Raw genomic sequence first — 15,834 nt, forward strand, 5'->3', positions numbered from 1 at the left:
TAAAATGTAGTTACAAGGTACAGTAAAAGATAAAGTGAAACTTTAATCAGTGGGGTTTGTTCATCCCCCACTGATTATCAGCCCTCACCAATCGTGCTGCCCGTTAATGCGGGATAAACAACATCATTACATTAATCTTTTTTAGGGAGTACAATTCCTTTAAATAATTGAACAGTAATCCAGTAATACATCGAGTAAATTACTACAAAAATAACAAGTGGTAACCAAATGCGGGAGTACGGATTGATTACAAGAGGGCTAAACATGTTCATACCAACTAATATATGAGTAATCCCTACAATTGCTGGGAATAAGAATATGAAGAATAACTCTTTATAAATTGATTTTGTTAATAACTCTCGGCGAACACCAATTTTATGAAGCATTTGATAACGTGTTACATCTTTTGATGCTCCCGACAGAACTTTAAACATTAAGCAGCTTGCCATCATTGCTAAAAATGCAATTCCAACGAAGAAACCCATAAACATTAGTCCGCTGGCAAAATCATGACTCATAATATATGTTTGATACTTACTACCCAATTCTTCCACATTTTTATATTTTGCTATCTGTAATTCATCAAGTTTTTTCCATTCTTTTATGTATGATCCAAAATCATCTGTTTTCCCCATAAACACAATACTTTCTTTACCCTTCAATCCATTGTATATGTTATAGTCTACAATTTTCATTTCATAATCAGGATATAAATAATTTGGCTGGATTGTTCTGAAAGCCTGAATCCATTGTTTTGTGTCTGTCTCTCCTTCAGCCCGTTTTATTGAAAATGCACCAATTGGTATTTCCTCTGAAACTTTCTCTATTTTCATACCTTGCAAGAAAGGGCGATTTTTCTCTACATCTTCTTTAAGATAATAAACATATCTATCATCAACTTTGTAATGATATTCAAGTTTTTCTTGAAATAAGATACTACCCAAAATTGTCTTTTCTTCCGCTGTTGGATTATGAATAACTGAATCGTAAATTTGTATTTGATCTGTAATTTTTAGGATGTTGTTTTTAAATGCCATACCACAAGCAATTCCACCAGCACCAAGAGCCACTAAAATTGCTACTGTTGCAAGCACATTTGTTAGACTATTAATGCGGAAATTTAATTGTGCAAAAGTAAAAGCATTAAGGCCTTTTTCACTACGTTTTTTATTACTCTTTAGCTTGTTAATCATAACTGGAAGAAGTGATCCAAATATAAGGTAAGTACCAACGGTTGCTGAGATTAATCCAACGGCCATTAACCCCAAAACAATTAGCGAATTTGCATATGATATATAAATAAGTGATGCATAACCAATACCCAATAAAAGAATACCAAGGAATGCAACTACAACTGTCATTTTTCCTTTTATGGCAACACGTTCTGTTTGTTCATCAGCATGTACAAGTTGCAGTACAGAAATACGAGATAATTTAATACTATTCATAATTGCAGATAATACAAAGAGTGCAAAGAAGAAGATGCAAGTAATAGCTATAGATGGCAGATAAAATGCTTTATAACCTTCACCAGCAAACTCGAGTTGTTTCATTAATAGCTGACCGATACCTTCTGCAAGTCCTACACCAATTGTAATTCCAATCAAAAGAGAGGTGGCACCTAATATGATTGTTTCGATAAACATAAGTAATGTAACTTTATGCTTTTTTGCTCCTAACATCATATACATACCAAATTCTTTTTGACGAAGAGCTGATAAGAAAGAGTTTGCATATAAAATATAGAAAAATGTGATAATCGCTAACAAAACGGAACCAATTTTAAAGACAGCCACAATATCCCTAATAGAAGAGTTAGATTCAAGGAACGTTTTATTGGATGCTAGCGTTTGAAACATATAAAAAGTTGAAATAGAGACAATAAGACCAACAAGTAAAACAATGTAATCTTGCAACTTACTTTTTAGGCCTGACATAGAGAGCTTAAATAACATGATTGAACTTCCTTCCTTACGCTTTTTGTGTGCCTAAGTTTGCAAGCACATCTAAAATTTCTTTATAGAATTCTTCACGGGTACTACCGCGATGAATTTCTTTATATAACTCACCATCTTGAATGAATAAAATACGTTGACAGTAACTTGCGCTGTAAGGATCATGCGTAACCATCATAATGGATACACCTTGCTCTTTATTTAAGCTTGTCATGGCATTAAGTAAACTCGTTGCATTTTTAGAATCTAGGGCTCCAGTCGGCTCGTCTCCCAAAATAATTGCTGGTTCATGAACTAACGCACGTGCTGCTGCGGAACGTTGCTTTTGTCCACCAGATACTTCAGAAGGATATTTTTGAAGTATCGCTGTAATGCCTAACATATCAGCTACTTTTTCTACTTTCTTTCCAATATTACGAGATGAAACACCTTGAAGTGAAAGTGGGAGTGCGATATTTTCATAGATAGATAAATTCTCCAATAAGTTAAAGTCTTGGAAAATGAATCCTAACTTTTGTGAACGAAAATCAGAAAGTTCACCCTGCTTCATCCTCGTAATATCCGTTCCTGCAATTTCAACAACGCCGCCTGTCGCTTTATCTAACGTTGAAATTACATTTAATAATGTTGTTTTACCAGAACCAGAAGGCCCCATAATACCAACAAACTCTCCCTCTTGAATTGAGAATGATACACCTTTTAATGCGTGTGATTGATTCTCACCTTTTTTACCGTACAATTTTTGAATGTTTTTTACATCTACAACTGGCTTTATCATTTATATCCTCCTACATTTTTTTATTTCATTACAATAAGCTACAATGAAATCTTTCCTTTTATCTTCTTTGCTCACCTCATCACTTTGAATACACCCATGATAAACTATGAAAATTAGGAAACACCCCGTAAAATCCTTAAGATTTCTTAAGTTTTAAAAAAAGCTCATGGAACTTGTAGTTCCATAAGCTTTCTATCTAATTGGATGTTCAACAATAAAAGACATCCAACCATCTTTATATTCTGCATGTATATTACCATGATGAAGTTCAACAATTCTTTTTGAAATAGCAAGCCCCAGTCCATTTCCCTGGTCATCTTTTCTTGCCTTGTCCCCCCTGAAAAACCTTTCAAACAATTTATTTGGATCGCTAACAGGCGGTTTCTCGACTTTATTTGATACTTTCAAAATTGCCTTGTTACCTATTAGTTCAAGACATATAGATAATTCGGATGGTTTCATGCTGTACTTTATCGCATTCATAAAGAGATTTTCATATACACGTACCATTTTTTCTACATCTATGAAGATAGGTATTGTTTCTTCCGCGATAGATCTTTGAACGATTAAATTTTCCTTTTCAAATATAGGTATGTATTCTCCAACTATTTGTTCCAACAAACCTGATAAATCAACTTCATTAAGGTTTAACTTAGCATCTATACCTGATAAACGAGTATACTCAAACAGCTCATCAATTAAATATTTCAGTCTCTGTGACTTTGAATACGTGGTTTCAAGGTATTCCTGTAATTGTATGTTACTGTTGTATTGCCCTCTTTTTAATAAATCTATATAGCCAATAATAGATGTTAAAGGTGTGCGTAAATCATGAGATACATTGGTGATAAGTTCATTTTTTGTACGTTCTAATTGTCTTTCTTGTTCAAATGTATTCTCCAATTCCTTGGACATATAGTTGATATTTTGAGCAAGTTGGGTCAATTCGTCCTTCCCCTTAATCCCAATTGTTAAACCCAGTTTTCCATTTGCAATATCATTCACATTTTCCGAAATGAGCTTCAAATATACTATTTTCTTTCGAACCAATAGCAAAAAGATTACTATAAAGTTTAAGATTGCGAACGTAAATAAGAACAACATTGCGAGTCTCACTTCAAACATGCCAAAATCTTCGTGTTTTATAAAAAATGGATCTATGACGTATTGCACAATGAGGATTGTTAAACCAAATGAAATAAAAAAACTAATTGCAACAGCACCAAGAAGTTTTATAATAATCTTATTTCTGAAACTAACATTCTTCATATTTTATACCCAATTCCCCAAACAGTTTTAATATAAATGGGATGTTTAGAATCTTCTTCAATTTTGTCTCTTATTTTTGTAATATGCACCATAACGGTATTATCTGATTTATAAAAAACCTCTTTCCAAACTGCTTCATATATTTTTGCTACACTCAGGACAATCCCTTTGTTGCGGGCGAGTAGTTCGAGAATAGCAAACTCTTTTGGAGTTAACCTTGTTTCTTTTCCCCTTACCCATACTTGACGAGTATCTGTATTCACGGTTAAGTCACCAATTTCTAGAATACTTTTATTATGTTCTATGGACGTATTGTATTTTTTGAACCTTCTTAATTGGGATTTTACCCTAGCAATTAATTCTAGTGGGTTAAACGGTTTTGATAAATAATCGTCTGCACCAGAGGCTAGGCCCTGAATTTTGTCTATATCCTCAGATTTTGCAGATAGCATAATGATAGGCATATTGCGATCTTCCCTAATTTTCATACATGCTTCAATGCCATCCATATTCGGCATCATAATATCTAAAATAATCAAATCAAAGTCCTTTTCTTCTAACAGTTGTAAAGCTTGTATAGCATCTTCTGCCTTTTGAGTTTTTAGACCTTCATTTTCCAGATATACCGAGATAAGATTTCTAATCTCTTTATCATCATCAACAATAAGAATTTTCGACTCCATTTTATTCCTCCACATTAAATGCAATAAGTATTCAATAAAGCATATATTTGTTGTTACTTAGTTAATAAACTTAATAGAGATGGTTTCTATCTTCTTTCTTTACTTAAGACGATCTTTTGTAAAATACACAAAAAGACCGTCACAGTATTGTGACGAAAAAACAAGAAAATTTCAATAACTAATACTATTATTATTTATTTTTAGCTTTTAAGACACCCAGCGCTATTTTGGTTGCTTCTGCAATAAGCTTATCATCGTATTTAGCATCCTCTTTATCATGATTAGAAAGTATCGCAAGAATAATTGGCTTTTTATTTGGTGGCCAAATAATTGCGATATCATTTCTGGTTCCATAAGATCCCGAGCCCGTCTTATCAGCTACTTCCCATCCTCCTGGAACTCCAGCACGAATTAAGTTGTCTCCCGTAGTATTCCTTTTCATCCAATCTATTAATAAATCCCGTTTCTCAGTTGAAAGTACATCTCCTAGCGCAAAAGCCTGAAGACTAGTAGCTAATGCCTTTGGGGTACTAGTATCATGTACGTCTCCTGGATGCACTTCGTTTAACTCTGGTTCAAAACGTTCAGGATTTGTAACGGTATCTCCTATTTCTCTCAGTGATTTTTTGAATTCACTAGGTCCACCTAATTGTTTAAGAATAAGATTTTGCGCAGTATTATCACTATATCGAAGGGAAGCATCTGCAAGCTCTTTCAGAGTCATACCCCTATCAACATACTTTTCTGTAATTGGATTGTAATTAACAAGATCTTCACGAGTATACAAAACTCTTTGATTTAGATCTTCTATTGATTTCTTTTGTAAAAGTACTCCCACAGCTAAAGCTTTGTGGGTAGATGTGTATGCAAACCGTTTATCTGATTGATACGTAACGGTTTGATTCGTATCAGTGTCCAATGCATAAATACCGAGTTTAGCATCAAATTCTTTTTCAAGTTTAGCAAAAGAATCATTACCAGTAGTTTCTTGTTTGGTTTGATTTGTTTGTTTTGTTTGTTTAGGTAATTCAGACTGAGTATTGCCATCGGAACAGCCTATAAGCGTTGCACATGAAAGAAATACTACAGGTACCATCTTTTTGTAATGTAAAATGTTAAAAAACTTGTTTAAGACTATCATACATTTTCAACCTCTTTCAAGAATATATAGTTTTTCTAGGTGTTATACATATCGATACAATTAAAGAGTGTATCGGATATCACTCTTCTTGCATCTCACTTTTCATCAAATGATTGAACTATCATGAACACCTGTTTTATACGTATACTTAATAGACAACCTAAGTAACAAGTTTGTTCCATTTTTATCAGTAGTCGTATCTAGAAACCTAAAAGAGTCCATTTAGAAGATCTAAATGGACTTTTTCACTCATATAATCCTATCTATAGTTAAACGAATAAGATTAAATAAATTTAAATTTTCTTGTTTTATCTACTAAACTGTTTAGGCATTTCTTTAACGTGCTTATCATCATCACGCCAATCATAGGTTTCTTTCTGTGAAATATCTAAAGTTTGATCTCCAATTCTAACAATATTCTTATTTACCCATTCAATATATGGATCGGTATCTGGATAATTCCAATATATATTTTTCTCTGAATCTGTATCAAGGTTAACTAATTCACCCCTAACAGCATCCGCACTTAATGATCCTGCATTATGAAAATAAGTCTTGATGAGATATTTTCCATCTGGAGATTCCACTGTTCGAATTAATTCCCCTTTTGGAACACCTTGCAAACTAAAAAGTTTCCAATATCCAAATCCAATTATAATTACTAACATAGTAAGTATAGTTAGTAATACTTTTCTTTTCGTTTTTTTAATTTCACCTTTTGTATTTATAATACTCATTCAACTCCATTCCATAGAACCAATACCATATTATACCATCAAATAAATGGTATAATATATCAAAAATAAAAATCCTCCCGTAATAGTATTATAAAAAGGGCATGTGATGATCTCCCTATTTATAAAGTGAAACTTTAATCCCCCTCACCAATCGGGCTACCCGTTAATGCGGGATAAACATGAAAATTCCCCTTTAAGAAAAATATAAAAAATCAGACAGTATACTTGAATTGCTCTTCGCATGAGAATATACTAATAGAGCAGGCTATGACGTTCCTTCCTTCTAACTTCTTTGGCGAAATAGGGATGTTACTTTCCTGCTAAACACATAGGCTATGACAATTCTTCCTTCTTTGTAGAAATTTCAAATTGTTTTAGAGTTGTCAATTTCCTATGAAAAATAATTAGACTATAAAACCTCTTTCTTCTTTGGGATTGAATAAACTTTAGTTTATCAACCATTGATGTAGAGGTTTTCTTTTCTTAATTAACAAATTACCACTTAACAACTAAATGTTATACCCCTAATTTTTCACTAAAAAATAGCTTTATACCCTCTGTGCATTTTTCTACAATTAGTGTGTTTATGCATGTAAAAATAAAAATCTACCACTGAAAGGAGGACAGTCGGACTATTCCCCTCTTTTATAAGGAGTGAATAATCGGCGTTCTCATGAAAAATTCTATTTACATAAGAAGAAGTTTGAAAGTAATTATAAAAAGAGAAGAAAATAAACTACCGAACATGTATTTAGCCACTGTTTTAAAAAACTTGGAAAGTTTAGGATTTACTTTTTCTGAGCCTTTAATAGAAGAGTTGCAAACACTTTCGGTTGATGCATTCACATCGTTTTACAAGGAGTTGGTAAAACATTTAAAAGAAATGGTTGGTGCACATATTCAGTTTACTCCTATGTATCCAAACTTTCCGCAACAAATGATGGATTTAAGTGACGCTGATTTATACACCAATGCCGTTATTCATTATGTGACGTTGCGCCTACCTGTATCAAAAGTAGAAGAACGACTTCCTCTTTTAGATAGCGTTGATTTGAAAGTTATTGACTTAGGAAGTGAAGAAGATTTCAATCAAATGATTTCTCAATTGATTCGTGCAAACAGCTCTATTTCCTCAACTGATAAGACAGATGTAGAATGGGCTATTACACACACTGAAGATGTTTCCTGTTTTCTACCTAATGTAATTCCTCATAAGGAAAATATGTCTTTTATAATTGGGGTTTTATTAATAAACAGAAAAATATCAGCCGATGCTGCTGCAAAGTATTTTAAAACAGCAACTGATGTTCTTCGCCTTGCAGTTGCTTTATCTCAAGGCGATGTGAGTTTAGCATCCTCCGTTCGATTCAAGAAGTTTAACCGAGCAGAAAGACGCTTCCTTTTAGGATTGTTAGAGCAATGCGGAAACATTACCGAAGATATGCTTCGATACAAAAAACGTTGGATTCGTTTAGGTGAAATTCTTCATCCAGCAGAATATCATACTCGTTTCCCAAAAACCCACCGAGCATTTGAGATTCTTCGCAACAACATTAAAGTTGAAACATTTAATGGAAAAATAGAAGCAGCTTTGTTGAATCGTGATATCATGACAGCGAAAAATCTTTTAAAAACTCGCCCGGGGGAATTTGCCAGACGCTTGGATCATTTAATCCGTTTATGTAGTAATAAGTCAACAGATGTTTTCAATATTCTCGAAGATTTTCTAAGTATAATAGGAAACGTTTCTACTCCTGTATTACTTCAACTCACGGCTCATTTTAAGCATCGAAATGATAAAAATGAATTTCGTACATTTTTTCCAAAGGGAAATGTAGCAAAAGCTATAGGTATTGAAAATACACTTCCATTTATCTCAGAGGATATTTGTTTAATGATTGTAAAAATGTGTGAAGATACTTTAAAAAATCGCTTCGCAGAACTTCCAAGTCTCGGAAAAGTATTTTTGGATGAACAGTTAAAAAATCACTTAGTTCCCTTCTCTCAACGTTCAGCCAGCAAAGCGCTTCGTACATTATCTCGAGGAAGTAAAGTAGATTTGCCAGAAGGAGATACGATTCGTTTTTTCCTATGGTGGAAAGAAGGCTATGTGAATGGACAACATACAGGACGTGTTGACATTGATTTGTCTGCTGCAATGTACGACGAAGATTGGCAATACAAAGAACATGTATCCTTCACGAACTTACGTTCAAAAAATTTCAAAGCCTACCATAGCGGAGATATTACTTCTGCACCAAAGGGGGCATCTGAATTCATTGATTTCGATATTCCGTCTGTGCTGAAATATGGTGGACGCTATGTAGTCATGACTTTGCTTTCTTACACAGACCAACCATATAAAGATTTACCAGAATGCTTTACTGGTTGGATGGTTCGTCAATATCCTGGTTCAGGTGAAATATTTGAACCTTCTACTGTTCAAGATAAAGTGGATATTACTGCCGACACCCAAATCTCTATTCCAGTTATTTTAGACTTAAAGGAACGAAAATTGATTTGGACAGATTTATCTCTTACAAGAGATCTAACTTATGATAATACCATCGAGGCTAATCAAAAAGGTATGATACTAGTTGGGAAGGCTTTAACTAATTTAGTTAAACCGAATTTATATGACTTGTTCCGATTACATATTGAAGCTAGAGGTGAACTCGTTCAAGACATCGAAGAAGCAGAAACTATTTTCTCTTTGGATAAAGGGATTACTCCTTTCGATATGGAAAAAATAATATCTGATTTTATAGCTGACTCAAAAGGCTAACTACATTACAGACATTGATAATGTATGGAAAATATCGATGTATAATGTCTATGTGAAACAGGACCTGATAGATGCATATCAGGTCCTGTTTTTTATTTAGTAGATACTTAAATAGTCTGGTTAATCACTATTCATCTAAATACACTATACTAATAAAGTGAAATTTATTCGAAAGAAGTTCATTAGTTAATATGTATCTAATTAAGAAACATTCATATACCAGCCCAAACATCTTTTCCATATCGCCCTTCATCTTGCACACGATCCAACCAATTTCTTGCTTCTTGTTCACTTACTTCATGAATTTCTTGATATGCTTGACAAAGGGTATCTTCTACATCCGGAGCCATTTTACTTCCATCACCACATATATAAAGATGAGCTCCATTATCTAATAACGAAATTAAATTGCTTCTATCTTGTTTTATTAAATGCTGTACATATGTTTTTGGATGTCCCTCTAGACGAGAAAAAGCTGTGTGTAAAGAGATTAATCCATCTCTTTCATCATTTTCTAGTTCTGTACGATAGAGATAATCTTTTTCAGGATGACGACAACCAAAATATAGATGTGCTTGTCCTAAGTTCATACCTTTTTGCTTTTGAACACGACGCGCTTGCAAGAATCCACGGAATGGTGCAATTCCAGTACCTGGCCCAACCATAATAATTGGTGTTTCTGGATCTTTAGGTAATTCAAAGTTTGATTGCGGCGTTCGAATGAAACAGATAATCTCATCTTTATTATGACGCTGAGCTAAGTAATTAGAAGCGACTCCTTCATATGTCCCTTCCCCACTCCATGCAGGCGCATTAACAACACCGACCGTAATGCTCAGACGATTGTGTGCAACGAGTGGAGAGCTTGAAATAGAATAGTAACGCGGTTTGAGCGCAGGAAGAAGTTCTAAAAAGCGTTCAAATCGGATTTCACAAGCCTCATACTTTTCAAGAAGGTCCAACATTGAAATCCGTTTCTTTAATATTTGTTCATGGTAAACTCCTTCTTCTAATAATGCTTCCAATTCTTTTTTATGAGGAGGACATGCTGTGAATGTTACCATTTCTCGTATTTGTGCTCGAGTGGCAGCTTCTTGAACTTCAACGCTATAACTAAGAAGGTCCAATAAACTAACAGGACTGTCTAAAGGTATGTGATTTATACTTCGTCCACTTGCACTCAGTATAACTTGATCCTTCCCATTTAACCCAAAACGTTTTAAAATTCGGTTGATATTTTTCTCGCTATTAACTGGCAACACTCCAAGGTGGTCTCCTTCTTTATATGTAGCGCCTTCTGGCAAAGATACCTCGATATGTCGTGTACTTCTATCACTGCTGGGTGATTGGAGTTCACGATTTTCTAGTATAGATGCATAAACTGCTTCATATGTTCGTGCAAGAGGAGATCCTCCAAGACGACTGACAAATTGTAGACTCAAAGTACTGCGCTCTTTTTCCATATTTTTGTTGAGTTCCAATCCAAATGCCTTCATCGCATCAGACCACATACTTTGTTTCCATTGCTCAAGCTGTTCCTCGAAATCACCACTTGCATCTGCTTCTCCGCGTTTAGAAAATCTTGTTGCTCCTTTTTGAGCCATCTGCTCATCAATGTATCTTGGAATCCGTTGATAGGTACTAGCCCAATTATGATCTCCACAACCAAAAACTGCGTATTGAACACCTTTTAGCTCATCTGGTTTTAGTTCCTCCAACCATTGCACAAACTGCCCTGCATTACTTGGCGGTTTTCCATTATAAGAAGAAGTCACAATAAGTACCGCTCCTTCTTTTGGCAAACTTCCAATTCGATCGTTAAGAGCTACCACTTCCGTTTGAACCCCTTCTAAACTAGCTGTATCTGCTAATTCTCTTGCAATACCTTCTGCTACACCTGTATCCGAGCCATACAGAACAAGAAGTGAAAGATTATCGGCCCCAATAATAGAAGGTGTCTTCTGGACGTTTTGCTTAATTTCATCGTTTTTCAGCTTGCCCTCTGTAGGTGCAAGAACAGTAGGATGACTAATAGTTTGTTTTCGGGGTAGAATCCTAATCTTAAAATCACCGGGCTTTAGCGTTAATGTTTGTTTTACGTCCAGCTGATAGTTTTGATAATCGATTAATTCAAAATGTTGAAGAAGCATTCCCATTACAAGAGTGGCTTCATGAAGTGCAAATTGCATACCGATACATGCTCTCTGGCCATTTCCAAATGGCTTATAAGCATGATGAGGAACCTTATCCAGCTCTTCAAATCGTTCAGGTTGGAATTCTTCCACATTGTCTCCCCATGCATCTTTATCCCTATGTAGCTGTGGAATAAGAACAGAAATACGATCTTCTCCTTTCTTAATTGGGTATTTCCCGCCAATCACTGTATCTTCTTTTGCATAGAGACTGAATGCTGGAGCGGTAGGCCATAGACGTAGCGATTCATTTAAAATCATCCGTATATACTTCAGTTTCATAACTTGTTCGTATGTTGGAGTAGGATCTGTCAAAACACGGTCTACTTCTTCATAGGCTTTTTTCAACTTATCCGGATTCTTTAATAAGAAGTAAATTGCAAAAGATAACAATCCACTTGTTGTCTCATGTCCAGCTATTAAAAAGGTAATAATTTGGAAACGAATATTTTCATCATCTAATTTTTCACCAGTTTCCGGATCCTTCACATTTAACATACGGGAAAGTAAATCATTTTCTTCCTGATCTCCACTACTTTTACGTTCAGCAATAATATTATCTACTAAAGAAAACATAGATTGAATATCATGCTGAAATTGACGTTTCGTTCTCCACATGAGTTTGTCTTCTATATCCAGCCTCTGTAATTGGTGCATCGCCTCATCTAGAGCACGGGTCATGCTAGTAATAAAAGGATGAGGTGTCTCACGATAAAAGCTATTGAAGCGGTAATTAAAACCACATAGACCAATTGTATCTAACGTAAGACGAGTCATATCCTCCGGAACATCCACGTTTTCATTCGGATTAAGCCGTGCCCATTTTTGAACGAGTTGTACAGCAATATCGACCATCATGGCATGGTAATCTTTCATTGCCCGTTGGCTAAATGTAGGCATCAAAATATTATGAGCTTTTTTCCAGTTAGGCTCGTGAGTCTCGCTAGTAAATAATCCGTCCCCAGCAAAGGCACGAACTTTTGCTAAAGCACCCTCTATACTTTTATCGAACCGTGTTTCGTCACAGACTTCTGCTACCAATTCATGTCCAGAAACGACAATGATGGTATCACTTAAAGTTTGAATTTGAAAAATGGGACCATACTCTTCCGCTATCTTGATAAAGGATAGGGTCGGTTTATCTTTATCGATTAATGGGAGATTACCCAGCGGTCCATATGTTTTCGGCTGAGGAATGGCAGATACTTTTTTTTCCATTAAAAACACCCTTTCAAAAAAGCATGAAATAAAGATATGTAATTGATTACCTTATTTTATCTTTTCCCTAACTATTCATGATTATGATATTACGTATAAGCTTGGCAATTAGATTTATAACTTGTAGAAAAATACTAAATTAAAATGAAGCGAATAAATATAGTTGGACCCTTTTAATGTTGGTGTTAAAAGATAATCTAAAATTATAATGTTTATGAGAAATTGCAAACGGATCTCATCTCTTGTATTTGTTTATAAAACAATCATTTTAATTCATTTTCTTCTAAAACACCCCAAAATAGAGAAGTTGACGAGCTTAAGATTGTAGTATTTGAAAAATCAGTGGTTTAGTTAAACCAATACAATAAGCAATATACCGTGTTACTAATGAAAGAGGACCTGATATGAACATCAGGTCCTCTTTCACTACATAATTATGTCACTGCTTCTTTCAGTTCTTTTCCAGCTTTAAATACCGGCGCCTTAGCAGTAAAAATTTGCATTTCTTTATAGTCTATCTAATCAGCAAACAACTTGTAGGAATCATTATCTAGCGTTTTATTCTTCTCTACCGATTTAACTTCTCGACGGCTTCCGCACTTGTATCTACACGTTTAACGAAAAAAACTAATAGTAGTGCAACAACATTCATGCCAAGCGCTACATAGAAGGAATACTGAATTCCAGATAATAAAGCCTTTTGAGTTACTATTGCCTTCGTAGTTTCTGTGAAGGTTGTTGGATCTATATCAGACATTAAACTTTCAACTTTTGTTTTTGTTACAGAATTCATAATCGTAACAAGAATAGCAGTACCAATCGAACCGGACACTTGTTGAGCTGTATTATTAACAGCTGTACCGTGCGGATTTAAGCGAGTTGGCAATTGATTAAGACCATTTGTCATAAGTGGCATCATCACCATCGCCATCCCAAACATCCGCAGTGTGTAAATAAGAATAATATGTGTGTGACTAGAGTCGAGTTGCAGGTTTGCTAGCATATAAGTTGAAACGGCTGTAATGGAAAGTCCTACTATACCAAGAATACGAGGACCATATTTATCAAATAGTTTACCTGTAATTGGTGACATAATCCCCATTATAACCGCACCTGGAAGCATCATCAGCCCAGAGCTCAGCGGCGAAATACCACGGACGTTTTGTACATAAGCTGGTGTTAAAATCATACCCGAAAACATGGCCACCGCGTTAACAATTGCAATTACAGACGCAAGTGCAAACATTGGGTACTTGTAAACACGTAAATCCAATAACGGCTCATCCATTTTTAATTGGCGGATAATAAAAGCAATTAGGGCAATAGCGCCTATGATTAAGGTTGTTAAGACAACTTTATTTGTCCAACCATCGGAGCTTGCAGAACTGAATCCATATAACAAACCGCCAAAACCGACAGAAGATAATAGTAATGAGAGATAATCAAGTTTTGCATTTTTGTTTTGTTTCATGACATTCTCAGATTTCCAAATCCCTATCAGTAAGCTAATGATTGCTAACGGTAAAATCATTTCAAAAAGCAAACGCCAGTCATAATACTCTACAATATAACCTGATAGTGTCGGTCCAATTGCTGGAGCTGTAATCATAACTAGTCCAAAAATCCCCATTGCTGTTCCCCTTTTTTCTCTCGGAAAGCTTACTAGCATAATATTCATTAACAAAGGTCCCATAACTGAAGAGCCTGCCGCTTGAACCATCCGACCAGTAAGTAATAAACCAAAATTCGGCGCTACAGCCGCTAAGGCAGTACCAAGAATAAAAATCAACATAGATGTAATAAATAGGCTTCTATTCGAGAAACGCGTTATTAAAAATGCTGATGCCGGAATTAATATACCACTTACAAGCATATACCCTGTAGAAAGCCACTGGATCGTTGAATAATCTTGAATGTCTAAATCTTTCATTATTGATGGCAAGGCTACATTTAAAAGCGAGTTATTTAGAAATGAAACAAATGCCCCAATAAAAAGAATTACAAGCATTAAATATGGTGGTTTTCTTTTATGTAATGTTTCACTCATATATTTAATTGCCCCTTCATTATAAATTTCATTGATTCGTTTAAATCGTTTACATATTTGCACAAGAAAACATTACCCTTGCAGTATTTTGCCAAACTCTTCGAATGGATATTCTCTTTTTAGCAATTCCACTTGCTCAACATAACATTTTAAAATCTTTTTCTTGATGAAACCTTTATAAAAACGTTTGTTAACGGAATTTAAATTAGGCTGAAATACACAAAATAAGCAACTGAAAATCCCCTTCTAAAATAAAGTGAAACTTTAAATCAACAAGTCCACACACCCATTCCTTTAAATACAGGCTTGTAGATCTAGTTATGTAACCATCCATAAAAAGGAATATTACATAGGCTAAGTCTAACATTACATTTTTAAAGTGAGGAGAATAAGCGTATGCACCAATATTGGTATTTGAATTCAAAGGGAAACGGGGAACAATATACTAACCAAATTTCATTATATTCACAGCCCGAAATAACTAAATCTAAGGTAATGAATGATTTGAAGATTCCTGAGAATTGGAGTTATCGAGTCTATCCAGTTAGTTGGGATTCATCAGCCAATTATACGGGATTCAATCCCCAACCTCCTCCCTTCTCTTGGGGGCAGCAGCCAATCAATTATGCAGGGATAATACCACAAGGTCATCCTGCCAATTGGACTCCATTACCAGGCCATGCAGGTTTTAATTTTCAAAAACCTCCCTTCCCCTGGGCCCAACCATTCAATCATGCAGGGATGTTTGCACAAGGTCATCTTGCCGCTTTATTATCTCCGCCAGCCAAGCCTTTTCATATCAATACCAATAACTCGGGTGTTTTTGGAAACCCTCCAGGATGGGGTAGTCCGTGGGCCCCAATGGGATGGGGAAATAACGGAGGTAACGGTCAGCTAGGAATGCTTGGAAACTTATTTACAGCAGGAAAAAGCACCATGAGTGGAATAGGAATGATCAGTAGTTTAATCGGGATGGGGAAGTTCTTCTTTTAGTTAATTAGAACAGGAGAATGTGGCTGTAGCTTTAAT

The 15,834-nt window shown here is 35.1% G+C and carries 10 protein-coding genes; 2 read left to right on the forward strand and 8 right to left on the reverse strand.

Features of this window, described 5'->3' with window-relative positions; all coding sequences use genetic code 11:
- Positions 1-131 precede the first annotated feature (131 nt).
- From ACTFRU_RS04185 to ACTFRU_RS04210, 6 genes are all read right to left on the reverse strand, one after another.
- Positions 132-1,955 carry an FtsX-like permease family protein gene (locus ACTFRU_RS04185; protein ID WP_102956201.1) on the reverse strand — a complete coding sequence of 608 codons (1,824 nt, stop codon included), beginning with the start codon at positions 1,953-1,955 and terminating at the stop codon, positions 132-134.
- Positions 1,956-1,971: 16 nt separating this feature from the next.
- Positions 1,972-2,733, reverse strand: a complete 762-nt coding sequence (locus tag ACTFRU_RS04190) for an ABC transporter ATP-binding protein (protein WP_000595170.1) — start codon at positions 2,731-2,733, stop codon at positions 1,972-1,974.
- A 192-nt stretch (positions 2,734-2,925) separates the two neighbouring features.
- Complete coding sequence (locus tag ACTFRU_RS04195) at positions 2,926-4,002, reverse strand: HAMP domain-containing sensor histidine kinase (protein ID WP_102956202.1); 1,077 nt, start codon at positions 4,000-4,002, stop codon at positions 2,926-2,928.
- A complete protein-coding gene (locus ACTFRU_RS04200; RefSeq protein ID WP_075678214.1) occupies positions 3,999-4,685 on the reverse strand; it encodes a response regulator transcription factor in 687 nt (228 codons plus the stop codon). The genes ACTFRU_RS04195 and ACTFRU_RS04200 overlap by 4 nt, the downstream gene beginning before the upstream one ends.
- 190 nt (positions 4,686-4,875) lie before the next feature.
- Positions 4,876-5,826: a class A beta-lactamase gene (gene bla / locus ACTFRU_RS04205; protein WP_102956203.1), complete on the reverse strand. Its 951-nt coding sequence runs from the start codon at positions 5,824-5,826 to the stop codon at positions 4,876-4,878.
- Between the two features lie 308 nt (positions 5,827-6,134).
- Positions 6,135-6,563, reverse strand: coding sequence for a DUF5412 domain-containing protein (locus ACTFRU_RS04210; RefSeq protein WP_016122830.1), 429 nt, complete (start codon positions 6,561-6,563; stop codon positions 6,135-6,137).
- 673 nt (positions 6,564-7,236) lie between these two features.
- On the opposite strand from ACTFRU_RS04210, the gene ACTFRU_RS04215 reads away from it, so the two are divergent.
- On the forward strand, positions 7,237-9,348 hold the full coding sequence (locus ACTFRU_RS04215; RefSeq protein ID WP_434712345.1) for a TerD family protein: 2,112 nt from the start codon (positions 7,237-7,239) through the stop codon (positions 9,346-9,348).
- Positions 9,349-9,560: 212 nt separating this feature from the next.
- Here ACTFRU_RS04215 and cypD read toward each other — a convergent pair whose 3' ends face one another.
- Both cypD and ACTFRU_RS04225 read right to left on the reverse strand, forming a co-directional pair.
- On the reverse strand, positions 9,561-12,758 hold the full coding sequence (cypD, locus tag ACTFRU_RS04220) for a bifunctional P-450/NADPH--P450 reductase (protein WP_088362215.1): 3,198 nt from the start codon (positions 12,756-12,758) through the stop codon (positions 9,561-9,563).
- Between the two features lie 568 nt (positions 12,759-13,326).
- Complete coding sequence (locus ACTFRU_RS04225; RefSeq protein WP_440037491.1) at positions 13,327-14,805, reverse strand: DHA2 family efflux MFS transporter permease subunit; 1,479 nt, start codon at positions 14,803-14,805, stop codon at positions 13,327-13,329.
- Positions 14,806-15,201: 396 nt separating this feature from the next.
- Between ACTFRU_RS04225 and ACTFRU_RS04230 the strand changes: the two genes are divergently transcribed.
- A complete protein-coding gene (locus ACTFRU_RS04230; protein ID WP_023522462.1) occupies positions 15,202-15,798 on the forward strand; it encodes a hypothetical protein in 597 nt (198 codons plus the stop codon).
- Positions 15,799-15,834: the final 36 nt, after the last annotated feature.

The sequence above is a fragment of the Bacillus cereus group sp. MYBK220-1 genome, from assembly GCF_051916445.1.
In the GTDB taxonomy this organism is placed as follows: domain Bacteria; phylum Bacillota; class Bacilli; order Bacillales; family Bacillaceae_G; genus Bacillus_A; species Bacillus_A cereus.